This window comes from Denitratisoma sp. DHT3 (assembly GCF_007833355.1).
GTDB lineage: Bacteria > Pseudomonadota > Gammaproteobacteria > Burkholderiales > Rhodocyclaceae > Denitratisoma.
In genome coordinates this window covers 2857239-2881686 of sequence record NZ_CP020914.1, presented here as the reverse complement: position 1 = coordinate 2881686, position 24448 = coordinate 2857239, and the positions used below count along the sequence as shown (strand labels likewise).

At 64.1% G+C, this 24448-nt stretch carries 26 protein-coding genes and 1 pseudogene; 12 read left to right on the top strand and 15 right to left on the bottom strand.

Annotation, left to right across the window (positions count from 1 at the left end):
* Nucleotides 1-34: 34 nt before the first annotated feature.
* The 3 genes from B9N43_RS13260 to B9N43_RS13250 form a co-directional block, all read right to left on the bottom strand.
* Nucleotides 35-571, bottom strand: a complete 537-nt coding sequence (locus tag B9N43_RS13260) for an SCP2 domain-containing protein (RefSeq protein WP_145842661.1) — start codon at nucleotides 569-571, stop codon at nucleotides 35-37.
* Nucleotides 568-1464 carry a U32 family peptidase gene (locus B9N43_RS13255; protein ID WP_145842659.1) on the bottom strand — a complete coding sequence of 299 codons (897 nt, stop codon included), beginning with the start codon at nucleotides 1462-1464 and terminating at the stop codon, nucleotides 568-570. The genes B9N43_RS13260 and B9N43_RS13255 overlap by 4 nt, the downstream gene beginning before the upstream one ends.
* 169 nt (nucleotides 1465-1633) lie before the next feature.
* Nucleotides 1634-2647, bottom strand: coding sequence for a peptidase U32 family protein (locus tag B9N43_RS13250; RefSeq protein ID WP_145842658.1), 1014 nt, complete (start codon nucleotides 2645-2647; stop codon nucleotides 1634-1636).
* 508 nt (nucleotides 2648-3155) lie between these two features.
* Here B9N43_RS13250 and B9N43_RS13245 point away from each other — a divergent pair.
* Complete coding sequence (locus tag B9N43_RS13245; protein ID WP_145842657.1) at nucleotides 3156-3731, top strand: hypothetical protein; 576 nt, start codon at nucleotides 3156-3158, stop codon at nucleotides 3729-3731.
* A gap of 71 nt (nucleotides 3732-3802) precedes the next feature.
* Complete coding sequence (locus tag B9N43_RS13240; protein ID WP_145842656.1) at nucleotides 3803-4213, top strand: GNAT family N-acetyltransferase; 411 nt, start codon at nucleotides 3803-3805, stop codon at nucleotides 4211-4213.
* Here B9N43_RS13240 and B9N43_RS13235 read toward each other — a convergent pair.
* From B9N43_RS13235 to B9N43_RS13230, 3 genes and pseudogenes are all read right to left on the bottom strand, one after another.
* Nucleotides 4204-4734 (bottom strand): annotated as a pseudogene (locus B9N43_RS13235) (transposase); the annotation flags it as partial. The gene B9N43_RS13240 and the pseudogene B9N43_RS13235 overlap by 10 nt on opposite strands.
* Nucleotides 4707-4916, bottom strand: coding sequence for a hypothetical protein (locus B9N43_RS17795; protein WP_409994719.1), 210 nt, complete (start codon nucleotides 4914-4916; stop codon nucleotides 4707-4709). The pseudogene B9N43_RS13235 and the gene B9N43_RS17795, both read right to left, overlap by 28 nt.
* 221 nt (nucleotides 4917-5137) lie before the next feature.
* Nucleotides 5138-6225 (bottom strand): IS3 family transposase gene (locus B9N43_RS13230; RefSeq protein ID WP_145840398.1). Its coding sequence is split into 2 segments (ribosomal slippage): nucleotides 5138-5964 and nucleotides 5964-6225, totalling 1089 coding nucleotides; the frame shifts between segments, so codons are not numbered across the junction.
* Between B9N43_RS13230 and B9N43_RS17220 the strand changes: the two genes are divergently transcribed.
* The 3 genes from B9N43_RS17220 (at nucleotide 6191) to B9N43_RS13220 (ending at nucleotide 7078) form a co-directional block, all read left to right on the top strand.
* On the top strand, nucleotides 6191-6505 hold the full coding sequence (locus B9N43_RS17220; protein WP_186453824.1) for a hypothetical protein: 315 nt from the start codon (nucleotides 6191-6193) through the stop codon (nucleotides 6503-6505). The genes B9N43_RS13230 and B9N43_RS17220 overlap by 35 nt on opposite strands.
* Nucleotides 6506-6576: 71 nt before the next feature.
* Nucleotides 6577-6858: a BrnT family toxin gene (locus B9N43_RS13225; RefSeq protein ID WP_145842655.1), complete on the top strand. Its 282-nt coding sequence runs from the start codon at nucleotides 6577-6579 to the stop codon at nucleotides 6856-6858.
* 10 nt (nucleotides 6859-6868) lie between these two features.
* The gene (locus B9N43_RS13220) at nucleotides 6869-7078 is read left to right on the top strand and encodes a BrnA antitoxin family protein (protein WP_145842654.1); all 210 of its coding nucleotides are present in this window, start codon (nucleotides 6869-6871) and stop codon (nucleotides 7076-7078) included.
* Between the two features lie 168 nt (nucleotides 7079-7246).
* Here the strand turns inward: B9N43_RS13220 and B9N43_RS13215 are convergent, their stop codons facing one another.
* From B9N43_RS13215 to B9N43_RS13205, 3 genes are read right to left on the bottom strand one after another with little or no spacing between them, the layout of a single operon-like run.
* Nucleotides 7247-8311, bottom strand: coding sequence for a PotD/PotF family extracellular solute-binding protein (locus tag B9N43_RS13215; protein ID WP_261379331.1), 1065 nt, complete (start codon nucleotides 8309-8311; stop codon nucleotides 7247-7249).
* Nucleotides 8308-9087 (bottom strand): ABC transporter permease, encoded by a 780-nt coding sequence (locus tag B9N43_RS13210; protein WP_145842653.1) that lies wholly within the window; start codon nucleotides 9085-9087, stop codon nucleotides 8308-8310. Before B9N43_RS13210 ends, B9N43_RS13215 begins: the two co-directional genes overlap by 4 nt.
* Nucleotides 9084-9905 (bottom strand): ABC transporter permease, encoded by an 822-nt coding sequence (locus B9N43_RS13205; RefSeq protein ID WP_145842651.1) that lies wholly within the window; start codon nucleotides 9903-9905, stop codon nucleotides 9084-9086. The genes B9N43_RS13210 and B9N43_RS13205 overlap by 4 nt, the downstream gene beginning before the upstream one ends.
* 120 nt (nucleotides 9906-10025) lie before the next feature.
* Between B9N43_RS13205 and B9N43_RS13200 the strand changes: the two genes are divergently transcribed.
* Complete coding sequence (locus B9N43_RS13200) at nucleotides 10026-11009, top strand: IS481 family transposase (protein WP_145840561.1); 984 nt, start codon at nucleotides 10026-10028, stop codon at nucleotides 11007-11009.
* On the opposite strand, the gene B9N43_RS13195 is transcribed toward B9N43_RS13200, so the two are convergent.
* From B9N43_RS13195 to B9N43_RS13185, 3 genes are read right to left on the bottom strand one after another with little or no spacing between them, the layout of a single operon-like run.
* A complete protein-coding gene (locus B9N43_RS13195) occupies nucleotides 11006-12091 on the bottom strand; it encodes an ABC transporter ATP-binding protein (protein WP_145842650.1) in 1086 nt (361 codons plus the stop codon). The two genes, B9N43_RS13200 and B9N43_RS13195, sit on opposite strands and share 4 nt — an antisense overlap.
* Before the next feature lie 6 nt (nucleotides 12092-12097).
* Nucleotides 12098-13573, bottom strand: a complete 1476-nt coding sequence (locus B9N43_RS13190) for a sensor domain-containing diguanylate cyclase (RefSeq protein WP_145842649.1) — start codon at nucleotides 13571-13573, stop codon at nucleotides 12098-12100.
* A gap of 21 nt (nucleotides 13574-13594) precedes the next feature.
* Entirely contained in the window at nucleotides 13595-15106 is a 1512-nt protein-coding gene (locus B9N43_RS13185) for a sodium:solute symporter family protein (protein ID WP_145842648.1), read from the bottom strand.
* A 72-nt stretch (nucleotides 15107-15178) separates the two neighbouring features.
* Here B9N43_RS13185 and B9N43_RS13180 point away from each other — a divergent pair, with 72 nt between their 5' ends.
* The gene (locus B9N43_RS13180; RefSeq protein ID WP_186453823.1) at nucleotides 15179-16489 is read left to right on the top strand and encodes an EAL and HDOD domain-containing protein; all 1311 of its coding nucleotides are present in this window, start codon (nucleotides 15179-15181) and stop codon (nucleotides 16487-16489) included.
* Here B9N43_RS13180 and ubiB read toward each other — a convergent pair.
* On the bottom strand, nucleotides 16448-17977 hold the full coding sequence (gene ubiB, locus B9N43_RS13175) for a ubiquinone biosynthesis regulatory protein kinase UbiB (RefSeq protein WP_145842646.1): 1530 nt from the start codon (nucleotides 17975-17977) through the stop codon (nucleotides 16448-16450). The genes B9N43_RS13180 and ubiB overlap by 42 nt on opposite strands.
* Before the next feature lie 177 nt (nucleotides 17978-18154).
* On the opposite strand from ubiB, the gene B9N43_RS13170 reads away from it, so the two are divergent.
* The 5 genes from B9N43_RS13170 (at nucleotide 18155) to rnk (ending at nucleotide 22788) form a co-directional block, all read left to right on the top strand.
* On the top strand, nucleotides 18155-18712 hold the full coding sequence (locus tag B9N43_RS13170; protein ID WP_145842645.1) for an iron transporter: 558 nt from the start codon (nucleotides 18155-18157) through the stop codon (nucleotides 18710-18712).
* A 3-nt stretch (nucleotides 18713-18715) separates the two neighbouring features.
* Complete coding sequence (locus tag B9N43_RS13165) at nucleotides 18716-20263, top strand: carbohydrate porin (RefSeq protein WP_261379330.1); 1548 nt, start codon at nucleotides 18716-18718, stop codon at nucleotides 20261-20263.
* Between the two features lie 10 nt (nucleotides 20264-20273).
* Complete coding sequence (locus tag B9N43_RS13160) at nucleotides 20274-20609, top strand: cupredoxin domain-containing protein (RefSeq protein ID WP_145842644.1); 336 nt, start codon at nucleotides 20274-20276, stop codon at nucleotides 20607-20609.
* Nucleotides 20610-20640: 31 nt separating this feature from the next.
* The gene (locus B9N43_RS13155) at nucleotides 20641-22053 is read left to right on the top strand and encodes a 4Fe-4S binding protein (protein ID WP_145842643.1); all 1413 of its coding nucleotides are present in this window, start codon (nucleotides 20641-20643) and stop codon (nucleotides 22051-22053) included.
* A 315-nt stretch (nucleotides 22054-22368) separates the two neighbouring features.
* A complete protein-coding gene (rnk, locus tag B9N43_RS13150) occupies nucleotides 22369-22788 on the top strand; it encodes a nucleoside diphosphate kinase regulator (protein ID WP_145842641.1) in 420 nt (139 codons plus the stop codon).
* A 243-nt stretch (nucleotides 22789-23031) separates the two neighbouring features.
* Here rnk and B9N43_RS13145 read toward each other — a convergent pair whose 3' ends face one another.
* Nucleotides 23032-23553, bottom strand: a complete 522-nt coding sequence (locus tag B9N43_RS13145; RefSeq protein WP_145842640.1) for a thioesterase family protein — start codon at nucleotides 23551-23553, stop codon at nucleotides 23032-23034.
* Complete coding sequence (locus B9N43_RS13140; RefSeq protein ID WP_222428731.1) at nucleotides 23550-24335, bottom strand: SDR family NAD(P)-dependent oxidoreductase; 786 nt, start codon at nucleotides 24333-24335, stop codon at nucleotides 23550-23552. Before B9N43_RS13140 ends, B9N43_RS13145 begins: the two co-directional genes overlap by 4 nt.
* Nucleotides 24336-24448 lie beyond the last annotated feature (113 nt).

Below are 24448 nucleotides of genomic sequence, written 5' to 3'. Positions count from 1 at the left end.
GGTGCCGGCAGTGTCCGGCCCGCCAAGTCAAACGCTAGACGCCGCGCGGCGTGATCAGGCGCTGGCGCTGGCGCAGGCGTGCCAGCAGTTCGGCCGGGGTGAAGCGGGCCGGATCGAAGCGCGGCAGTTCGATGCCGTCCAGGGTGTTCTTCACCAGCAGGCCGAGGTCGGTGTCGCCTTCGGTGAGCAGGCGGCGGCTGAAGAACAACGTGTCCGGGTCCTCCTCGCGCGCCATCAGCGCGATGAAATCGCGGCTCTTGGCGGAGATGGTGAGATCGGGCTGGGCGGCATCGAAAACCGGCCGGAAGCCGCGCGCCGAATAGGCGAAACGCAGGGTCAGGCCGGCGTCCAGCACCCGGATCGCGAAGCGCTTGCCGATCAGCGGCTCCAGCGGTTCGCGCGGAATCATCCGACCCAGCGCCAGGTTGAGGCCGGTGGTCAGGGCCAGGGTGGGCGGCAATTGCGGCAGCCTGGCGCCGATACGGGCCACCGGGGCCGGCAGGGTGAACTGGGGCAGTTGGCTGGGCAACCGGGGAAAGTTAGGTGGTTTGGGCAGCTTGAATACCATCATGCGGTCTCCACGAGTTCGAGTCCCGGTCGATTGTGCCAGAAACCGTTGCAGGGGCCGGCGGCCATGGTGCCATTGAGCGCGGCCAGGGCCGCCGCGTCGGCGCGGATGCCCTCCAGGGCGCGGCGGTACAGCGTGACGATGGTTTCCATGCCCTCGGCCTGCGGGCTCAGGCGCAGCACGTCGACGCCGGCGGCGGCCATGTCCGGCACTTCCCGCAGCAGGCTGTAGGTCTTCGCCGACTGGGTCTGGATGCCGTTCAGGGTCAGGAAGGGCTCGCCTTCCCGCGTCTTCAGCAGCATGCCGTCCGGGAATTCGATGCACTTGAACTCGCAGGTGTCCTTCTGCAAGTTGTAGCGCCGCGCCGTGAAGCAGCGCGCCGAATAGGCCAGCGGCAGGCGGCCGTGGGCGAAGACTTCGGTCTGAAGGCCGGCCGGCAACTTGGCCAGGATGCCCGTCAACTGTTCGCGGGTGGCCTCGGGCGGCAGCACCCAGCGCGTGGCACCCAGCTCCGCCAGGAGGCGCAGCGTCTCGCCGTTGAAGACGTTGAGGGTGGGGCCGGCGACGAAGGGCAGCTGCTGCGCCGCCAGCAGATGCACCGCGCCCATTTCGTTGGCCTCGACGACGAAACGGCCATTCTCCACCTCCCGGCGCAGGGCCTTGAGATCGGATTCCGATTCGATCAGTGCCTGGGTGGACAGCACCACTTCCTTGCCGGCGTCGGCCAGCCGGGCGGCGACCTCGAGCCAGTCGGGCAGGCGCAGCTCGTGGCGGCGGGAGCAGACGGTTTCGCCGACATAGACGATATCCACCGGCAGCTCGGCGGCGGCGGCGTAGAAATCCAGGGTCTGCTGGCGCGGCCAGTAATAGAGATTGGGACCGAGAGCGAGTTTCACAATACTTTCCTATCAAACGAGTCCGGCCGCCGGGCCGCCCCAAGGCCGGACGGCGCGCCGCCGGAGGCGGCATGGTCGTGATGCCGAAACGACAGCGACCCCGAGTTATCGAGCGTAGCGAGCTTGCAAGCTCCCCTTCCCAGGGGAAGGGGTTGGGGGATGGCGGCCACTATTTCCAGGGGCGGTTGTAGGCGCCGAGCGTGGTGGCCTGGCCTTCGGAGACCTTGTTCAGTTCGGCCATCCAGGCCGTCCTGGGCGTGAAATGGCCGATGTCGCGGCAGGCGCTGTCGATCGCCTCGCGCCAGACCTTGGTCACCTGAGCGACGTAGGCCGGGCTGCGCTGGCGGCCCTCGATCTTGATCGCGGCGATGCCCATGTTGACGATCTCGGGCAGCAGTTCCAGGGTGTTGAGACTGGTGGGCTCCTCGATCGCGTAATAAGTTTCCTCGTCCACCTCGAAACGGCCCTTGCACAGGGTCGGGTAGCCTGCCCGTTCGTCGTCGCCGAAGCGGTCGATCAGGATGCCGTTCAAGCGGGTTTCCATACCCTGGGGCGTCTGCTCCCAGCGCACTGCCTTACCCGGGGAGCAAGCGCCGTTGCAGTTGGGCGAGACACCGGTGGCGTAGGCCGAGAGGGCGCAGCGGCCCTCCACCATCACGCACAGGCCGCCGAAGCCGAAGAGTTCGATTTCCACCGGCGTGTTGTTCACCACCTGCTCCACCTGCGCCAGGGACAGCACCCGCGGCAGCACCGCGCGCTGGATGCCGAAGCGCTCGCGATAGAAGTTGATCGCCTCGTAACTGGTGGCCGAACCCTGCACCGACAGATGCAGGCGCAGCTGCGGATGGGTGCGCCGGGCGTAGTCCATCAGCCCCATGTCGGCGAGGATCACGGCGTCGACGCCGAAGGCGGCGGCCTTGTCTACAGCGGCGGTCCAGCGCGACCAGTTGTCGGTCTGGGGATAGGTGTTCAGCGCGATCAGCACCTTGGCGCCGCGCTCGTGGGCGTAGCGGATGCCCTCCTTGAGACTGTTGTCGTCGAAATTCAGGCCGTTGAAATTGCGGGCGTTGGTCTCGTCCTTGAAGCCGGCGTAAACGCAGTCGGCGCCGTTATCGACGGCGGCTTTGAGAGCGGGCAGGCCGCCGGCGGGGCAGACCAGTTCGGGGCGCTTGGGGGAAGACATGATTCGGCTGTGCGGCGGGTGACGGAGCGCGGAATTATATCGCGCCATGATTAGTGCCTTCTTTGCGCTAAATCATGGATTTATCCTTGGAAAAGTAGTTAATCACGACAGCCCGACGAAGCCCTTCGATTTCCTGGCTGTTCTCACCTTACCCATTCAAGCGGTAGAAAAACTCCTTTTTGATCGCCCTTGAGCGTCAAAGATAGTGCGGCTCCGAGAGGGCCGTTTTATCTGTCTTCCGTTGCACAACTGCTGAAGAGGAAATCTTTCGTCATATAGACAGAGCATTGCCATTTACTTATGCTCAAGTGCCGCTGGCCGTTTGCCATTACAGCATGTATGGTCAGAAATAATTTTAATGGCATTTATACGCCACTAAAATTTATTAATCCTTTGATAAATATAAGTAAATGATCGTATCGAGAATTTTATCCAGCCTAATGATGGATTTTTTCCCATCTTTTAGGCGGTCTACTTAACGTTATGCGTCATATCACGGAGTCATGTGATGGAAGAAGCATTGAGGCTCGCGAGGATCGAAGAGGAACCCATAAAGGGCGTCGCCCTTGGCAAGGGCTTTCACCTCTATGAACAGAGGAACCAGTGGGTGAATTGGGATGGCGATACTGACGTCGTAAGCCGCTCCCAAATGGCCATCCAACTTTCTCTAAACGACGCTGAACAGCGCGCTGAACACTTTCGGCTCCAGGGCACCAAATTCGTAATCGACGAGATTCCCATTGTTTGCCTTCGAGCAACATCAGGGTCAATCATCGTCGCCGAACTATTCTCAGAGGCTCCCTTCCTGGGGTACTTGAAGCATTCGCCACTGGACCCTCAACACACTATGGTCGGCCGACTGGTCTGGGCTCTGCCGCCTTCCAAGTGGCGCGTTGTTTTCCCGGCTGAGGCATCCGTTTTGCTCACCCCGCTGGACGGTACGTTCTACTCACGCGCATCTTCCCCTGGGAAAGGCAAGAGCCATCTCGGGTGGTCCCTGAAGGCTCGCGGTATCAATCAGGAGGGCATCAGAAAGTTCATCGCAGATATCAAAGCACTCATGTTCAATGAACATGACGCATAACCCTGCGGTCCACCGGACGCTGCGCGATAAAGCCGCGCAGCGCCGGTGACCTCCACGTTAGGCAATTAAGCATGAGCACAATCACCCTTGCCCAAATCAATGACGCCGAGGCAATCCTCAGTTTGCAGAAGCGCGCTTATGAGTCTGAGGCGAGACTGTACGATGATTGGTTCATTCCCCCACTTACACAGTCGCTCAGTTCACTCAAAGACGAAATTTTGGCTGGTGGAGCACTAAAGTACAGCCAAGGCGAGGTCATTATCGGCTCAGTTCGCGCCTCGTTCCAGGATGGCAAGTGTGAGATTGGCCGCCTCATTGTCGCGCCAGAGTTTCAGGGCCAAGGCATAGGCAGCACTTTGCTTAAAGCAATCGAGGCCCGGTTTCCTCAAGCACATAGTTTTGAGCTTTTCACTGGGTCCAAGAGCGATGGCAACATGGGCGTGTCCGAGTTTTTGTGTAAACGGGGTTTCGGTTACAGCTGAGGGATGCGCTCCTCGAACTGGATGGTAAAGCGATTTAGCGCTGCCTTCCAATCACGGATCGGCATGGTCCATTTCTGGCTGATGTTGCGCAGTGCCAGGTAGAACAATTTCAGCAGCGCCTCGTCGCTCGGGAACGAGCCGCGATTCTTGGTCAGTTTGCGCAGGCTCATATTGACCGACTCAATGGCATTGGTCGTATAGATGACCTTCCTGATCTCCGGTGGGTAATCGAAGAACGGGATCAGGCGTAGCCAGTTTCGGCGCCAGGACTGGCTGATCGGTAGATACTCGCCATCCCACTTGGCCTCGAACTCGCCCAGCCGTTGCTCGGCTTCATCGGCAGTGGCCGACTCGTAAATGCGTTTCAGGTCGGCAGCCACTTCCGGCCGACGCTTCCAGGAAACGTAGTTCAGGCTGTGCCGCACCATATGTACGATGCACAGTTGAACGGCAGCACGGGGAAAGACGGCCTCAATGGCCTCCGGGAATCCTTTCAATCCATCCACGCAGGCGATGAAGATACCGGCTCGTTCTTGCCGTGACCGAGGTGCTCGGCCAATTCAGCGTCCAACGCCTTCTCGACCAGCAACTTGGTCAGCTGCTTGAGCAGACCGTTCTCGCCAATCAGGTCTTCGGGTTTCTTGTAGTCGGCCAGCAGACCGGCCAATAGTTCTTCAGGGACTGCATGCTTCTTCGTGCTCATTGTGCCTCCGGACAGTTCGGCAGTTTCCTGCTAATCGTCCGTTTACACAAAATTCAGTACAGGCCCGGCAACATTCGTTTATACCGGCGGCATGGCTACGAAATCTTTGCCACCAAGGCACTTTCCCCTGCGCTCACATTTGTATTCATGTCCAAGCCGCAGGCAGTTGCCTAACAATTCATAGGTAATCCCCCCATTTCTAAGGGCGCCCGGAAGTAGAGTCACGCGGCCATGGCCAACCGCTGCTTTGGTGTGAATCCGCCCAATGCCATGTGTGGGCGATGGTGATTGTAGTGGTCCATCCACTGGGTAGCGAACAACCTGACCTCATCAAGGTCTTCCCAGTAGTACTGCGACAGCCATTCGTAGCGCACGGTGCGATTGAAGCGTTCGACGTAGGCGTTCTGTTGCGGCTTGCCAGGTTGGATGTAATCCAATCGAATCGCGTGTCTACCAGCCCAGGCCTGGATCAGCCCACTGATATTCTCCGGACCGTTATCACACCGAATGACAGCAGGGTGTCCGCGCCATTCGATGATCTGGTCCAGCGCCCGGATGACACGGGCCGACGGCAGGGAGAAGTCGATCTCCATGCCCAGTGCTTCCCGGTTGAAGTCGTCAATGACATTGAACAGACGGAAGTTCCGACCATCCGCCAACTGATCATGCATGAAATCCATCGACCAGACAGCATTGATGGCCGCAGGCACCACGAGCGGTTCCGGCTTTTCCCGCTGCAGACGCTTCTTGGGCTTGATCCGCAGGTTCAGTTCCAACTCCCGGTAAATGCGATAGACCCGTTTGTGATTCCAGCGGTAGCCCTTGACGTTGCGCAGGTACAGATAGCACAGGCCAAACCCCCAGTTGCGTTGATTGCTCGTCAGCCGCACCAGCCAGTCCGCAATCTCGGCGTTCTCGGCGCGATGCTTGGCCTCGTACCGGTAGCACGTCTCGCTGATGCTGAAGATTTCGCAGACCAGTCGAATCGATGCCTGCCTGGCCTGCACGACTTCCTTGGCCATCTCGCGCCGGCGGGATGGCCTCACCACTTTTTTGCCATCGCCTCCTTGAGAATCTCGGCCTTGAGGCGCTCCTCGGCGTACATCTTCTTGAGCCGGGCGTTCTCCTGCTCCAACTCCTTCATGCGCGCGATCATCGACGTATCCATGCCGCCGTACTTCGCCCGCCACTTGTAAAACGTCGCCGAGCTGATTCCCAGGTCCCGGCATATCTCCGGCACCGCCAGCCCAGATTCCGCCCTCTTGAGCGCCTCCATGATCTGGCTGTCCGTGAATTTCGACTTCTTCATGCAGAACTTCCCCTTTCGAGAAAATTCTACTTCCGACCACCTTCAATTTCAGGGGGGATTACCGCTCGACGACTTTCCATTTGTCATCTGCAACAGCAATTTGGAATACACTCTTGGCAAGATCAACGGCCATGGTAGTAGCATGCATTTCGGACTCATCTCGTCGAAGACCGATCCCCGTCCCCACGAGCACCGGTGGCGCCCACTGGGCGCCAGAAAGGCGGGGGAGTCCATCCCATCAGTCAACCGGATGCTGCGCCTATCGGCGCACCGCCGGTGACCTCCACGCTAGAGTCCACGTTTCCACCGTACCAACTTGCATGATAACTACAATGTAACTACACTTAGTTTATGAGCGGGCTACACTTCGAGTGGGACGAAAGAAAAGCAGTCGTAAACGTCAAGAAGCACGGCGTGAGTTTCGAAGAGGCGAAATCAGCCTTCTACGATGAACGAGCCAAGCTTATTGATGACCCCGATCATTCGGGTAACGAGGATCGTTTCGTCCTCCTTGGGCTAAGTTCTGCGCTACAGCTCTTGGTTGTTTGTCACTGCTATCGCGGAGATGACGGAGTAATTCGAATCATCTCTGCACGCAAGGCAACTGCCAAGGAAACAAAGTCCTACCCGTAAAGGTGTCACCATGCGTAAAGAATATGACTTCTCCAACGCCAGTAAGAACCCCTACGCTTCTCAGTTGAAGAAGCAGGTCACGATCCGCCTTGACGAAGAATCGATCGGCTACTTCAAGTCCCTATCTGAAGAGGTTGGTATTCCATACCAAAGCCTTATTAACCTCTACTTGCGGGACTGCGCGGCCTCACATCGCAAGCTGAACCTCAATTGGAAGTAGATTTTGGGGTTGATGCAGATCGGCTCCAACCTATCCATCAACACGGACGCCAGCGATAAAGCCGCTTGCACTGGCTATGCCAAACGTTGGCCCGCACGAAAAGCCGAGCAGACCGGTTACCCGTAGCGTCCGCCGTGTCACCGTGCTCACCGTGGTTTGAACCGAGGTTCATCTCACCTTGATCTCGGTCCACAAGCGCGACAGGGCGCGGCGCATGCGCGGCTCGAAATCGCGCAGCATTTCCAGGCGGCGCAGATCCGCGCCGCTGGGGAAGATACCCGGATCGTCGGCGATCTCCGGACGCAGCCAGCGTGTCGCCGCGGCATTGGGATTGCCGGCGCCGATCAGGTTGGAGACGTCGGCGGCGTTCTCTCCTTCCAGCATGAAATCGATGAAGCGCAGGGCCAGGTTGGGATGTTCGCCGGAACGATGCAGCACCCAGTTGTCCACCGCCAGCACCGCGCCTTCGCGCGGGATGGTGAAGCCGATGGTGAACGGCCGGCCCGCCGCCTTGGCGTCCTCGCGCGCCCGGAACATGTCGTTGGAGTAGCCGTGGGCGACCCAGATGTTGCCCACCGCCAGGTCCTTGATGTAAGTGCTGTTGGAAAACGTGGCCCAGTAGGGCTTGGCACGCAGGATCAGGGTCTTGGCCGCCTCCCATTGCGCCATGTCCCGCGACTGGACCGAGTGGCCCAGGTATTTCATCGCCGCCGCCATCAGTTCGCGCTGGCTGTTGAGCACCGTCACCTTGCCACGGATTTTCGCCAGGTAGCGCGGCTCGAAAATCAGCGCCCAGGTGTCGGTGGGTAACTGCAGTGCGCGCAGCTTTTCGACGTTGTAGCCGATCAGGGTGACGGAGGTGGCATAGGGCACGGCGTAGCGCCCCGCCGGGTCATACCAGGGGTTGCGGAATTCCGGCTTGATATCGTCCAGATGGGGCAGGCGGGTCTTGTCGAGCGGCCGCAGGGCGCCGCGCCGGATCAGGGACTCCACCGCGTTGCCGGTGGGCACCAGCAGATCGTAGCCGATGGCGCCGGCCTCCAGCTTGGCCAGCATTTCCTCGTTGTCCGAATAGTAGTCCTGCTTCACCCGGCAGCCGCAGCGGGTCTCGAAGCGCTGCAGGGTCTGCTCGCTGATGTAGTTGTTCCAGTTGTAGAGATGCAGCACTTCCTCGGCGTGGGTGGCATGGGCACCGGCGACGCACAGCAGCAGAAAGAGGAGCCAGAACCTCACGATTTCGCCTTCAGCGCATCGGGCGCGATCCGGGAAGCGATGGCGATCAGGGTCAGCGTCAGCGCCATCAGCAGGGTGGAGACGGCATTCACCTCGGGCGTCACCGCCACCTTGATCATCGAATAGATCTGCAACGGCAGGGTACTGATGCCCACGCCGGCGACGAAGAAGGTGATCACGAAGTCGTCGATCGAGAGTGTGAAGCTCATCAGGAAGCCGGCCACCAGCGCGGGCAGGATCAGCGGCAGGGTGATTCGGCGGAACGTCGCCCAGGGGCTGGCACCCAGGTCGCGCGCCGCCTCGAAGATGCTTTCGTCCATGCCCGCCAGGCGCGCGCGCACGATGACGGCGACGAAACCGATGGAAAAGGTGATGTGGGCCACCAGGATGGAGAGGAAGCCCAGGGTCAGGTCCAGCACCTGGCGGAAGAACAGCAGCAGCGAAACGCCGAGCAGGATCTCCGGCATCGCCACCGGCGTCAGCACCAGGAACGACAGACCAGGGATGCGGTAGCGGTGCATCGCGATGCCGGCCATCGCGCCCAGCGCCGTGGCGCAGCTGGACGAGAGCAAGGCGATGGCGAGCGAGTTGGCCGCCGCCCGCAGCATCTCCCCGTCCCCCGCCAGCTTCGCATACCAGCGCAGCGTGAAGCCGACCCACTGGGCGTTGAGCTGCGAGTCATTGAAGGAGAACAGCACCACCACCGCCAGCGGAATGTAGAGAAAACCATACACGGCCAAGGCCGCGGCCCAGAGCCCGAAGCTGTTTTTCTTCACGATATCGCCTCGGTACCGTGCAGCCGGCGCCGCGCCGCCCACGCCGCGGCACCGGCCAGGAGCAGCACCGCGATGGTGAGCATGATCGACAGGGCCGAACCCAGTGGCCAGTCGCGGTTGTCGAGGAACTGCTCCTTGATCAGGTTGCCGATCAGGATGTCGCCGGTGCCGCCCAGCAGTTCGGGTACGGCGAACATGCCCAGCACCGGAATGAAGACCAGCGCCGAACCGGAGAAGATACCCGGCAGCGAAAGGGGAAAGGTGATGCGCCAGAAGCGCGTCCAGGCATTGGCGCCGAGATCCCGTGCCGCCTCCAGCAAGGCCGGATCGTGCTTTTCCAGGTTGGTGTACAAGGGCAGCACCATGAACGGCAGATGCACGTAGACCATGCCGGCGATCACCGCGAAGGGCGTGTAGAGCAGGTTCACCGGCCCCAGCAGCATGATCCAGGCATAGATGCGGACCAGGAAGTTGCTGGCGAAGGGCAGCACCACCAGCAGCACCAGGAGGTCGCGGCGCGCCTTGGGGCTCCTGGCGATGAGCCAGGCCAGCGGGTAGGCCAGGAGGATGCAGAGCAGCGTGGTGACCAGCGCGACCAGGAAGGAGCGGGCGAAGATCTCCAGATAGATCACGTCGCCGAAGAGGAAGCGGTAGGCCTCCAGCGACACCGCCGGCAGCGGCGCCAGGCCGCCGAAATCGCCCGGCTCGCGGAAACCGGCGAAGAACACGATCAACGCCGGTACGAGGAAGAAGACGAGCAGGAACAGGGTCGGCGGCAGAGTCACGGCCCATTTGCTGGTGTCACGGATGGCGGCCATGACCGAATGTCCTAATTGTTGCATCCCGTGTGATCATATCCCGCTTCGTAGCTGGCCACTCTTTCGAGCAAGAGAAGTGATGCGTGGTCTGATTGAAACCTTGAAAGCGAAGCAAGCGACATGAGTGAAGTCCACGCCCAAGCCCGAACGACCCCTCGAACGCGAACAGAGATCAAGCAGTCATCCGCATCGCTGGCTGAGTTGGCAGAACGCTACAACATCAGCGTAGCGACCGCGCGTAAGTGGAAGCGGCGCGATAGTCCGGAGGATTTATCGCACCGCCCGCACAAGCTCTGTACCACGCTGACGCCTGCGCAAGAGGCGATTGTCGTGGCGTTACGGCGCCTGACGCTGCTGCCGTTAGATGACCTGGTGGCTGTGGTGCGCGAATTCATCAATCCGGAAGTCTCGCGCTCGGGACTGGATCGCTGCTTGCGCCGCCATGGCGTGGCCAACCTGCGCCAACAACAAGCCGAGGCACTGGCCGATGCAGGCGAAATCCAGCCCTCTGTCAAAACCTTCAAGGATTACGAGCCAGGCTTCCTGCACATGGATATCAAGTACTTACCGCAGATGCCCGACGAAAAAGAGCGGCGCTACCTGTTTGTGGCTATCGATCGCGCCACACGCTGGGTGTTCATGCATATCTATGCCGATCAAAGCGAGCGTAGCAGCGTGGATTTTTTGAACCGCCTGGAACGCGCCGCACCGATGAAGATCGTCAAACTGCTCACGGACAACGGCAGCCAGTTTACCGACCGCTTCACAAGCAAAAAGCGTGAGCCCACAGGACGCCACGTCTTTGATGTACGCTGCGCGGCGCTGAACATCGAGCACCGCCTGTGCCCGCCACGCCACCCGCAGACCAACGGGATGGTCGAGCGTTTCAATGGCCGAATCAGTGAGGTGGTGAGCCAGACCCGATTTGCTTCAGCCGCTGAGTTGGAGACGACGCTTGCGCGCTATGTAAAAACCTACAACCAGCAGATTCCGCAGCGCGCACTCAACCATCGTTCTCCCATTCAGGCGCTCAAGGAATGGCAGCAGAAAAAACCAGAATTGTTCAAAAAACGTGTTTATAACCAGGCGGGACTAGACACCTAATCTCGCAGATAGACGCCGGCATCCTGGCGCCAGCAGATGAACACGGTGTCCCCCGTCTCGTGGAACTTGGCCCGGCCCGGCGCGGCGTTGGGCATCAGGGCCTCGATGACGAAACCGTTGGCCAGTTCCACCTTGTAGAGGGTCACGTCGCCCAGGTAGAGCAGTTCCCGCACCTTGCCCTCGAAGCGGTTCTTCAGATCGGCGGACTCGCGATGACCGTGCACCCGGATCAGCTCCGGCCGCAGGGCGAAGGCGCCGTGCTCACCGATGCGGATGGCGCACGGAGCGGCGGCGGCGATGTCGCCCAGGCCCTTGGCGTGGAGGGTCATCTGCGCCTTGCCGGCGGCCTTCACCTCCACTTCCAGCAGATTGATCTTGCCGATGAAGTCGGCGACGAAGCGGTTGGCGGGCTGGGTGTAGAGCCGATCCGGCTCGTCGCACTGCTCGATGCGGCCGGCGCGCATCACGGCGATACGGTGGGACAGGGCCAGCGCCTCCTGCTGCGAATGGGTGACGAAGACGAAGGTGACGCCCACTTCCCGCTGCAGGGCGATCAGTTCGATCTGCATCTCCTGGCGCAGTTTGGCGTCCAGCGCGCCGAGCGGTTCGTCGAGCAGCAGCAGGCGCGGCTTGTTCACCAGGCCGCGGGCCAGGGCGACGCGCTGCTTCTGGCCGCCGGAGAGTTCATGGGGATAGGCGCCGCCCTTGTCCTCCAGATGCACCAGCGCCAGGGTCTCGGCCACGCGGCGGCGGATCTCGTCGCGCGAGCGGCCCGCCATCTCCAACGGAAAGGCGACGTTGCCGGCCACGGTCATGTGGGGAAACAGGGCGTAGCTCTGGAATACCGTGTGCAGCGGCCGGCGCTCCGGCGCAATGCCGGCCAGCGGCTTGCCGTCGAGCAGGATCTCGCCCGCGTCGGGTGCGTCGAAGCCGGCGATCATCCGCAGAATGGTGGTCTTGCCGCAGCCCGAGGGGCCGAGCAGGGTGAAGAATTCGCCGGCCTCGATCGCCAGGGAAACTTCCTTGACCGCTTCCAGGCTGCCGAAGCGGCGGGTGAGGTTCCTCAGCTCCAGCAGGGCCATGGCGTATCAGTCTCCGGATTCGGTGGCGCTCGCTTGCAGTATGGCGCGATTGCGGCCGCCGCGCTTGGCGGCGTAGAGCGCCTGGTCGGCGCGGCCGACCAGCTGCTCGGCGGTCTGGGGCGACGCGTATTGGGCGACCCCGGCACTGAGCGTGACATGCACGGCCGTGCCGTCCACATCGATGGTCGCGACGGCGACGATGGAACGCAATTTGTCCGCCAGCAGCAGGGCCTGTTCGCCGGCGCAATTCCTGAACAGCAGCAGGAACTCCTCGCCGCCCCAGCGGCAGGCCAGGTCCGAGGCGCGCAGATTGGCGGCGACCAGCTCGGCGGTGCGCGTCAGCACCCGGTCGCCGGCCAGGTGGCCGTGGCTGTCGTTGATGTCCTTGAAATTGTCGATGTCGATCAGGACCGCGGCCAGCGGCGCCTGGCTGCGCCGGGCGTCCGCCAGGGCGTGTTCGAGCAGGAGTTCGCCGGTCTGGCGGTTGGCGAGGCCGGTGAGCTTGTCGGTGGTGGCCATCTGCTCCAGACGCTGTTGATAGCGGCGCAGGGTGACGCCGGTCAAGGCCAGGATCAGCAGGGTGACGCCGACACAGACCGCGAGGTTCAGGTACAGCGCGCGGCGGATGCTGGAGAGGGCGTCGTCCTCCACCTTCTCCACGAACAGATACCACTTCAGTTCCGGCACGTAGCGCACGTTGAGCAGATGGTCGCGGCCATCGAGACGGTATTGGTAGGAACCGGCGGGATTGGCGAGAATTCGATCGGCGATGGCGCCCAATCCGCTCACGGCATGGATGTCGTCGGCAGGGAGCGGCTGACTGCCGAAGAGGACGACCTTGCCGGTCTGGGTGACGAAATAGACGCTGCGCTGGTAGCGCTTCTGGTAGTCGCTGAGCAGATGGCGCACCGCATCCACCGTCAGGCCGACGCCGGTGGCGCCCAGGTAGCGGCCCTGATAGTCGAGCACCCGGTAGTTGACGAAGATGGTCATCGTGTCGCGGTTGGCCATGTCCAGGTCCACGTTGATCTCATAGGGCTCGCTCATCGCCCGTACCCGGTAATACCAGATGTCGCGATACTCGTCGGGGCGCACCTTCTTCAACACGCCCCCCGCGTGATAGTAAGTGGACGAGCCGTCCGCGACGAAAAAGCTGCTGAAGGCGCCATAGCGCGACTTCACTTCTTTCAGGTACTTGGTGATGAGCGTCACGTCCTTTTCGCCATGGAGCACCCAGTCGCGCAGGAAGGTGTCGCTGGCCATCATCGAGGAAATGAAGACGGGGCGGACCAGATCCTTCTGGATCTCGGAATACACCGTGTCCGAGGTCAGGGGCAGTTCGCGGTCGACGATGGCGTCGTGGATTTCCCGCTTGGAAACGAAATAGCTGCCCAGGCTGGTGGTCAGGAAGCCCAGCGTCAGCAGCGTTCCCAACAACAGCATGAGGCGGTGGCGTCCCGTGATGCGGTGGTGTGTGTTCATCGAGCGATCCCGCGCGGCGGTCTATCCATGATGATGGGGCAGCTCTCCGGCATGGTGGGTCTGGGAGGCTGCATGGTGATGCAGGAAGGCATGGGGGTCCTGGCCGACGGGCCGGCGGCCGACCCACTGCGGCAGCAGCGAGCCGAGCACCATGCCGGCGGCGCTGACGCCGAGGCCGATCAACTGCGCCGGCACCGGCACGGTCTCGCCCAGCAGGACTTCCAGCAGCAGCCAGGACGTCAGCCCGCCCGTCGTCGCCGCCAGGGCGCCCTGAGTGGTGGCGCGCCGCCACAGCGCACCGGCGATCAGCGGTACGAAGGCGCCGGCGAGGGTGATCTTGTAGGCGTTCTCCACCATCTTGAAGATCGAGGCGTTGGTGTTGAGGGCGAACAGCAGCACCAGGCAGGCGAAACCCACGATGGAGAGACGCATCACCCGCAGGAACTGCCAGTCGCTCAGACGCGGAAAGAAACCCTTGACGATGTTCTCGGCGAAGGTGACCGAAGGCGCCAGCAGCGTCGCCGAGGAGCAGCTCATGATCGCCGAGAGCACGGCGCCGAAGAAGATCACCTGGGCGAAGAGCGGCGTCTGGCTCATCACCAGCAACGGCAGCACGCGCTGATAATCCGCGGGCGCGTCGGACTGGAGCAGCGGCAGGTACTGGGCCGGATCGATCAGGGTGGCCGAATAGGCGATGAACATCGGCACGAAGGTGAAGCAGAAATAGATCGAGGCCCCCAGCACCGAGCCGCCGACGGCGACCCTGGCGCTCTTGGCCGAGGTGATGCGCTGGAACACGTCCTGCTGGGGAATCGAACCCAGCATCATGGTGACCCAGGCGCCGATGAAGGTCAGCCACTGTATCGGGTCCGGCGGCGGGAAGAACTCGAACTTGCCGGCGGCGTGGGCATGTTCGATCACGGTCGCGGCGCCGCCGGTCTTGCCGGCAAGCACGTAGGCGATGAAGAACAGGCCGCCCATGCTCACCGCCATCTGGACGAAATCGAGCACCGCCACCGACAGCATGCCGCCGAACGTGGTGTAGGTGAGCACCACCGCCGCGCCCAGGATCATGCCGGCCTCCTGACTCAGCGCCCCCTGGGTGACCACGTTGAGGACCAGGCCCAGGGCCTTGATCTGGGCCGACACCCAGCCCAGATAGGAAGCGACGATGCACAGGGTGGTGATCACTTCCACGGTGCGGTTGTAGCGCATCCGGTAGAAGTCGCCCAGGGTGATGATGTTGAGCTTGTAGAGGTAGCGGGAAAAGAACAGACCGGCCAGCACCAGGCACATCGAGGAGCCGAAGGGGTCGGCCACCACGCCGCTCAAGCCCTCCTTGACGAAGGTGGCCGAGGCGCCGAACACCGCCTCGGCGCCGAACCAGGTGGCGAACACCGTGGCGGTCACCACCGGCAGCGGCAGGTGGCGGCCGGCCACGGCGAAATCCTTGACGTTATGGACCCGGGTGGCGGCGAACAGGCCGATGCCGACCGAAATCAACAGATACAGCGCGACGAACCAGAGCAGCATCGACAATTCCCGCGATGTGGCGCAGTTATCATGCAGCGCCAGGACAAATGCGGCATTATAGCCAGCGTCATTATGGTCTTTGCGCCCGTTTCCGCCCGCCAGCCACCCATGGATTGCACCCGCTACAGCTTCGCCTACCAACCCATCCTCAACGCCGCCCAGGCCTCGGTGGCCGTCGAATTGCTCTACCGGCGCGCGGACGGCGCCGAGGAACCGGCGATGATGGCCGACGCCGTGGTGAGCGCCTTCATCCATTCGGGTCTGGACGACTTGCTGCGCCTGCGGCGGGCCTTCGTGCCCGCCTCGGCGGCGCTTCTGGCGAGCGATCTGCTCAACCTGCTGCCGGCCGACCGCTTCGCCCTGGAAATCGACCTGGCCACGCTGCACGCCTGCGCCGAGCGCTGCCGGATCTTGCGGACCAAGGGCTTTCGCATTGTCATCGACCTCTCGGGCGGCGGCGCAAGCGCCCGGGACGGCCTGGGAGACGCCGCCACGCAGGCCGACATGGTCAAGTTCGACGCCGCCGCCGTGGCCGGCGGCGGCATCGACGATCTGGTGATGGAAGCCTGGGGCCAGGGCGCGCAGCTCTACGCCCGCGGCGTGGACCAGCCCGAGCAATTCGAGGCGCTCAAGCGCAAGGGCTTTCACCTGTTCCAGGGCTACCATTTCGCGCGCCGCACCGAGATCGCCGGCAAGCGCGCCGACCCCCAGAAAATGGCGGTGCTGGACCTGCTTTCCAAGCTGGCCGGCGACAAGGACGACCGGGTGCTGGAGGAAGCCTTCAAGGCCGATCCGGTACTCTCCGTGCATTTGCTGCGCCTGGTGAATTCATCGGCCTTCGCGCTGCCCACCTCGATCCGCAGCATCAAGCACGCCTTTTCCATCCTCGGCCGCAAGCAACTGACCCGCTGGCTGCAGGTGCTGCTCTACGTGCTGCACGGCGAGGGCCACGCCTCGCCGCTGATGGAGCTGGCGCTGCGCAGGGCGCGCTTCATGGAATACGTGCTGACCTACCGCACCCATCACGTCACCACCATGCTGCAGGAGGAGGCCTACATGGTGGGTCTTCTGTCCCTGGCCGACGTGCTGATGGGCTGGCCCATGGAGAAGGTGGCGAAGCGCCTGAACCTGGCCGACGAATTGTGCGAAGCCCTGGTGGAGCGGCGGGCTCCCCTCGGCCACCTGATCCTGCTGTGCGAAGCCCTGGAACAGGCCGATTTCGACGAAGTCAATCGCATCGCCGACGAACTGCAGTTGAGTCAGGAACAGGTGATGACGGCCCAGGCCGAGGCGCTGACCTGGGCCCAGCACATCTGCGAGGGCGGCGCCGCGCGGGAGGATTCAGTGCCGCAACAGCAGCAGCGCCAGGACCAGGGCCAGTAAGATCGCCGTCAGCGCGAGCCAGCGCCCCTGCCGGGCCTGGGTGGCGCGCAGCGCGGCCAGTTCCTCGCTCACCCGGCTGCGTTCCGCCGCCGCCAGCGCCTGGTGGGCCAGGCGCGGCAGGGCCGGCAGCAGGGACGCCCATTGCGGCGCCTCCTGCTTCAGGTTGCGCACCAGGCCGCGCCAACCCACCTGCTCCCGCATCCAGCGCTCCAGGAAGGGCTTGGCGGTCTGCCACAGGTCCAGGTCCGGGTCCAGTTGCCGTCCCAGGCCCTCGATATTGAGCAGGGTCTTTTGCAGCAGCACCAGTTGCGGCTGGATCACCACGTTGAAGCGGCGCGAAGCCTGGAACAGGCGCAACAGCACGCGGCCGAAGGAAATGTCCTTCAGCGGCCGATCGAAGATCGGCTCGCAGACGGCGCGGATCGCCGCCTCGAACTCGTCGATGCGGGTATCCGGCGGCACCCAGCCCGACTCCACGTGAACCTCGGCCACCCGCTTGTAGTCGCGGCGGAAAAACGCCAGGAAGTTCTGCGCCAGATAATGCTGGTCGGTGGCGGTCAGCGTGCCGACGATGCCGAAGTCCAGGGCGATGTACTTGCCTTTGTGGACGCCCTCGGTGGCGACGAAGACGTTGCCCGGATGCATGTCGGCGTGGAAAAAGCCGTCCCGGAACACCTGGGTGAAGAATATTTCCACCCCGGCCCGGGCCAGGGCCGGGATGTCGACGCCGCGGGCGCGCAGCGTCTCCACCTGGGAGATGGGAACGCCCTGCATGCGCTCCATCGCCATCACCGACTCGTCGCACCAGTCCCAATACACCTCGGGCACCAGCAGCAGCGGCGAATGGGCGAAATTGCGCCGCAACTGGGCGCAATTGGCGGCCTCGCGCATCAGATCCAGTTCGTCGTGCAGGTACTTGTCGAATTCCGCCACCACCTCGCGCGGCCGCAGGCGCTTGCCATCCGACCAGAGCCGCTCCAGCAGCAGGGCGCCCGCATCCAGCAGCGCCAGGTCGTGGTCGATCACCCGTTCGATGCCCGGACGCAGGATCTTGACCGCGACCTCGCGGCCATCGGGCAACTCGGCGAAGTGGACCTGGGCCACCGACGCAGACGCCACCGGCACCTGTTCGAAGCGGGTGAAGACCTGATCCACCGGCTTGCCGTAGCAGGCCTCCAACCGTGCGCGGGCCTGCTCCCAGGGAAAGGCCGGGACCTGATCCTGCAGCCGGGCCAGTTCATCGGCGATGTCCGACGGCAGCAGGTCGCGGCGGGTGGACAGCAACTGGCCGAACTTGACGAAGATCGGCCCCAGGGCCTCCAGGGCCTGGCGCAGACGCACGGCGCGGGGCGCGGACAGATCGCGCCAGAACAGCAGCCATCGCGCCAGCCTCAGCAGGCGGCCGCTCGGTTCGTGCTCGAGAATCAACTGATCCAGGCCGAAAGCAAGGCTGACGCGAATGATCTTGAGAAGACGAAAAATGCGCACGGTGTTCGGTCAGGCAAGGAGAGGCCGAACTCTACCCCAATTGCCGGCGCCTGCAAGTTGCCCCGGGTGATTGACGCAAAGATTACCCGTCCTTATAATTGATAACAATTATCAATTAGATTGAACCTCTTTTCCGGCCGTCACGGTCGGCACTCAACTCTCGATACGGAGCCCACCATGATCCAGACCGCTTTCCCGACGCTGCGCACCCTCGTCCTGGCCGCCGCCCTGGGCCTCACCGCCCTGTCCGCCGCCGCCGTCGAATACCCGATCGGCACCCCGCAGCAGCGCAACGGCATGGAAATCGCCGCGGTCTATCTGCAGGCCGTCGCCATGGAGCCGGACGGCATGATGCGCAAGGCCGAGGAATCGGACATCCACATGGAGGCCGACATCCACGCGCTGGCCAACAACCCGAACGGCTTCGAGGAAGGGGCGTGGATTCCCTACCTGATGGTCAAGTACGAAGTGACCAAGCAGGGCAGCAACCAGAAGATCGCCGGCGACTTCATGCCCATGGTGGCCAACGACGGCCCCCATTACGGCGACAACGTGAAGTTGTTCGGGCCCGGCAAGTACCACGTCAAATACACCATCCTGCCGCCCAGCGCCAATCCCCACGCCCATTTCGGCCGCCACACCGACCGGCTCACCGGCGTGCGGCCCTGGTTCAAGCCGTTCGACGTGGAATTCGAATTCACCTACGTCGGCATCGGCAAGAAAGGCGGGTATTGAGTCATGATGGCCGTCGACCGCAAACTGAAGCTGCGCGCCACCGTCCTGGCCACCGCCGCCCTCTTCGCCTGCGGCACCGCCGCCGCCGCGCCGGCGGGCCGGGACGAGGGAAAGCTGCTGAAGCTGGTGCAGCAACTCACCGAGCGCCTGGATCGCCTGGAACAGCGCAATGCCGAACTGGAGCGGCAGGTGCGGCAAGGCCAGCCGCCGGCCGAACTGGGCCAGCGCCTGCAAGCCCTGGAGCAGCAGCAGACCCGCTTGAACCAGGGCCTGGACAGCGACAACATCAGTGAGCTGGAGCCCGAGATCACCGCCCGCCTCAAGGCGGTGGAGAAAGACACGCTGGACATGAAGAAGGCGTCGAAGAAGATCGACGCCCTCGACGGGCTGGCCGTCGGCGTCAGCCTCACCACCGTGATCCAACGTCCGAGCGGCCTGCCGCGGGGGACGGCGGACGGCAACAGCCAGCTCAACTACCGGGCCGACGTCACCGCCGAACTGCCGCTCGAATCGATCGGCGACGTGGAGCAGAAACTTTTCGCCCATTTCCGCCTCGGCCAGGGACTGGGGCTGAATGGACCGTTCTCCAATCTCGGCGCCTTCGCCAGCGCCCCCAACGCGGTGGCCTTCCGCGCCAGCGGCGCCAGCCCCGACGATTCGGTGGCGATCCTCGGCCAGGCCTGGTACCAGGCCAGCATCCCCCTGCCCTTCGGCGGCTTCAAGCCCCGCTCGCGGGAGACCCTGGAGCTGACCTTCGGCAAGATGGACCTGTTCGGCTTCTTCGACCAGAACGCGGCCGCCGGCGACGAATCGCGCCAGTTCCTGAACTCCGTCTTCGTCCATAACCCGATGCTGGACGCGGGCGGCCAGATCGGCGTCGACGCCAACGGCTTCCAGCCCGGCATCGTCGCCTCCTACTACGACTGGAGCGCCAAGCCGGAGACCTGGCGCGTCTCGGCCGGCATCTTCGGCACCCGGCGCGGCGCCAACTATCAGCGCTATTTCTCCTCGCCGCTGTTCATGGCGCAGCTCGAAGCCTCGATGAAATTCTTCGGCGGGCTGACCGGCAATTACCGGGCCTACCTGTGGCGCAACGGCCAGGGCCTGGAACTCGACGGCAGCCTGACGCAGCAGGCCGGCTGGGGCGTCTCCGCCGACCAGCGGCTGGGCGACGGCGTCACCGTCTTCGGCCGCTACGGCCAGCAGACCAAGGGCCGCGTGAGCTTCGACCGGGCCCTGACGCTGGGCGCCGAACTGAGCGGTTCCTATTGGGATCGCGGCGGCGATGCCCTGGGCGTGGCCGGCGCCTGGCTGCGGGCCAGCGACGACTATCGCACCGCCGGCGGCAGCGGCGACCTGAACGGCGACGGCACCGGCGTGTTCACCTTCACGCCGGTCGGCGCCGAGAAAGTGGCCGAGATCTATTACCGCTACCGGATCACCAAACAGTTCGAACTCTCGCCCGACTTCCAGTACATTTGGAAGCTGGGCGCCAATCCCGACGCCCGCAACGCATCGATCGTCGGTCTACGCGCCCAGATCACATTCTGAGATTCCCGCCATGAAAACCCTGTTGCAACTGTGCGCCGCCCTGCTCCTGGGCGTCCTCTCGGGCGCGGTGCCGGCCGCCGATCTGCCGACGCTGCGCCTGACCATCCGCGACGGCCGCTTTCATCCGGAAACCCTGGAAGTGCCGGCCAACACCAAGTTCCGTCTGCTGATCAAGAACGAAGGCCCCGGTCCCGAGGAATTCGAGAGTCAGATCTTGAACAAGGAAAAGGTGCTGGCCGAAGGGGTCGAGAGCTTTCTCATCTTCCAGCCGCTGAAACCCGGCAGCTATCCCTTCTTCGGCGAGTTCCACCCCAAGACCGCCCAGGGCCAGCTTCTGGCCCGCTGACCGCCCACGGCCGACCCACCGCTGGACGCTCATGACCGGATTGCCTCCCGTCGCGCCAGCGCGCCGCATCGTCACCCTCCATCCCGCTCCGCGGGACCGCCAGGGGCGCCTGGCGCGCCTGGGCGACTTCCTGGCGCGCCGGCGCGACCTGATCATGGCGTTGCAATGGCTGGTGGTGCTCGGCTATCTGTTCCTGGTGGCGGTACCCGCCTTCCTGCCGCTGCCGGACGATGCGGCCCACATCTGGAACAACCTCACCCGCTTCGCCCAGTTCGCCTTCTGGGGCCTGTGGTGGCCGGGGGTGATGATCGCCACGGCCAGCCTGGGCCGGGTCTGGTGCGGCCTGTTCTGCCCGGAAGGCGCGCTGTCGGAATGGGCCAGCCGCCGCGGCCTGGGCAAGCCGGTGCCGGGCTGGATGAAATGGGGCGGCTGGCCCTTGCTCGCCTTTCTCGGCACCACCGTCTACGGCCAGCTGGTCAGCGTGTACGAGTATCCACGGCCCGCGCTGCTGGTGCTGGGCGGCTCCACCGTGGCGGCCGTCGCCGTGGCGCTGGTGTATGGCAAGGGCAAGCGCGTCTGGTGCCGCCATCTGTGTCCGGCCAACGGCGTCTTCGCCCTGCTGGCGAAGATCGCGCCGCTCCACTACCGGGTGGACCGGGCGGCCTGGGACGCGGCGCCCGGCGGACGGCGCGTGGACTGCGCGCCGCTGGTGGATATCCGGCGCATGAAAAGCGCCTCCGACTGTCACGCCTGCGGCCGCTGCAGCGGCCATCGCGACGCCGTGCGGCTTGCCTGGCGCGCACCCTGGCGCGAAATCCTCGACCAGGCCGCGCCGCCGCGCTGGGGCGAAGTGCTGACGCTGCTGTTCGGCGTGCTGGGCGTGGCGACCGCCGCCTTCCAGTGGTCGTCCAGCCCCTGGTATGTCCAGGTCAAGCTGCGCGTCGCGGAATGGCTGCTCGACCATGGCCACGAGGCGCTGCTCGGCGACGACGCGCCCTGGTGGCTGCTGACCCACATGCCGGCGCTGGGCGACGTATTCACCTGGCTCGACGGCCTCCTGATCCTCGCCTACCTGCTGGGTGGCGGCGCACTGCTGGGCGCCGCGCTTGCCCTGATCGTGGCCGGCGCCGCCCGGCTGGCCGGCGCCGCCGGTCCCGGCTTCCGCCGCCTGAGCCTGGCCCTGGTGCCCCTGGCGGCGGCGAGCGTGGTGCTGGGCCTGTCGATGCTGACGGTCAGCCACTTGAAGGCCGAACACCTGCCCCTGGGCTGGCTACCCGCCTTCCGCATCACCCTGTTCTCCCTGGGCGCCGGCGGCGCCAGCGGGCTGGCCTGGGCACTGCTGCGCCCGTTGCCGCTGCCGCGCCGCGCCGCGGCCGTCTTGCTGTTCACCGCCGCCCCGCTGCTGCTGGGCGCGGTGTGGTTCCAGGTGTTTTTCGTCTGGTAGGAATGGAACCTGGCATGGACCTTCTGGTCTAATATGTCGTTTCCCATCTTCAGTATTTCAGCCTAGCCAGCCCTGTCCTCTTGCCATGGAAGTCACCGTTTCCATTTCCCCCCAATCGCCGCCGGCCCCCGGACGGCGATTGCGGCGTGGGTGGCAGGGCGCAAATCTCGCCTGTCTTTTCTACGCCCGGCGCTGCCACGAGTTCCAGTCCGCCTTGTCCTAGGCTCTCGTCACTGGAACCAAAGCGCCGGGCTCTCCCTCGCAGCCTGCGTCACGCCACGCGGTAACCCGTTTTCATCCGGCAAGGAGAAAGACATGCTCATGCAACAAAGCCCGAACCTTCAGATCACCGAACTCGACCTCGCGCGCCTGCAGCGATTGCTGGCGCAGATGGGCGACATCGACCACGACCACGTCGACAACCTGCGCGACAAGCTCGGCCAGGCCCACGTCGTCGAGCCTCGGGAAGTTCCACCCGATATCGTCACCATGAATTCCAGCCTGGTTTGCGAAGATGCGGACTCCGGCAAGCCGCTGCAACTCACGCTGGCCTATCCCGAGGATGCCGACCCCGGCAAGGGCCAGGTGTCGGTGCTCTCGCCCATCGGCAGCGCGCTGCTGGGTGCGGGCCTGGGCGAAACGGTGGCCTATGAACTGCCCAACGGCGCGGTCAAGCGGCTGCGCGTGAAGGAAATCGTGTTCCAGCCCGAGGCCCGCGGCTGGTTCGAGATGTAGGACCGGTTGCCGGGGAACCGGGGAATCGGGGGACCGTTGTCGGGCAGCGTGAAAAACGGGCTTTTCCGTCGGGCCGCCCGGCCATGCGCGCAAGTGGAGCAAGTCCTGCCGCCGCCACGGCACCGGCAGGACAAGAACGACCGGGGCGGACGCCACGGCCACCTCCACCGGCACGACGATTGAAGCTCGCCGCGACGGGCGACAGCCGACGCCCGCAGCGTACCTGCAACCTACCGGCGCCGCTCAGATTTGCGCCGGGCAATCCATCCAGTCATTGCGCGGTGGCCTGATCCGGCTGCCGACCCCGGGCGGCGCGGGCAGGGCCAGATGGGCGCGCACGATACCCTGGAGTTCGGCGTATGCCGTCGCCGGGAAAGGCGCGGATTTCCGCGCCAGCAGGTCGATATGAATATCCACCTGCTCGCCGGCGGCGGCGCGCCGGCCCGTGGTCAGGTTCATCACCTCGTGGAAGAAATGCAGCCGTTTCGCATCCACCGCCAGCAGCCAGGAGCGGACCTCCAGGCGGTCGCCGAGGGACACTTCATGCTCGAAGCGCATGTGGGATTCCAGCACCGCCTTGCCGCAGTGGGTCCGCGCCACGTAATCGTCGCCCAGGCCGATCGCCTGGGTGAAGCGGTAATGGGCCTCATACACCACCAGGTGGTAGCGGGTGGCGTTCATGTGGCCGTTGACGTCGATCCACTCCGCCGGCACCTCCACCCGATAGCTGATGCACGGCGCGTCCATGGTGCGGCCGGCGTTCAACGAGGGCTCGCCGGCATGACGTTGCGCGGCTTGCCGGCCAGCATCCCGCCATCCACCGGATAGTCGCCGCCGGTGCAGAACGAGGCCCGCGCCGAGAGCAGGAACAGCACCAGTTCCGCCACTTCCGAAGCGGCGGCCATGCGGCCCAGCGGATAGTTGCCGTAGGCCGCGTCATAGTCGGCGTCGCTCCAGCCGGGGCGCTCGGTCATGCTGGTCCTGGTCGGTCCCGGCAGCACGGTATTGACGCGGATGCCCAGCGGGCCGAGCTCGATCGCCGCGGTCCTGGTCAGCGCCCGGATGCCGAACTTCGAAGCCGAATAGGCCATCAGCCCCTCGCGCCCTTCCATCCCCTGCACCGAGGAGAAATTCACGATCGCGCCGCCCCCGGTCCGCTTCAAGGCCGGCAGCGCCGCCTTCATGCCGAGGAAGGTGCCGGTCAGGTTGACGTCCAGCACCTTGCGGAAGGTTTCCGCATCCAGCTTCTCGAAAGGCAGGTTGCGGATGATGCCGGCGCTGTTGACCAGCCCGTCCAGGCGGCCGAAGCGGGCCTCGGTCGCGGCCATGGCGGCTTCCCAGGCAACCTCGTCGGCCACGTCCAGGGCGACGCTGGCGGCACAGTCCGGGTGGCCGGCGTTGAGGCTGTCGGCCAGGGCCTGGCCTTCCTCGGCACGGCGGTCGGCGATCATCACCCGCGCGCCCTCCTCGACGCAGCGCCGGGCGCAGGCCGCGCCGATACCCCGCGCGCCGCCACTGATGAAAACAACCAGACCAGCGAGTTCCACCACGTCTCTCCTCTAAAACTCAGCTTTTCCGCCGCGCCGCCGCAAGGAAAAGCGGCACGCGGCGCCAGCCGCAACCTATCGGTGTCACCAAGAAGTACCCCCAAACATCCGAG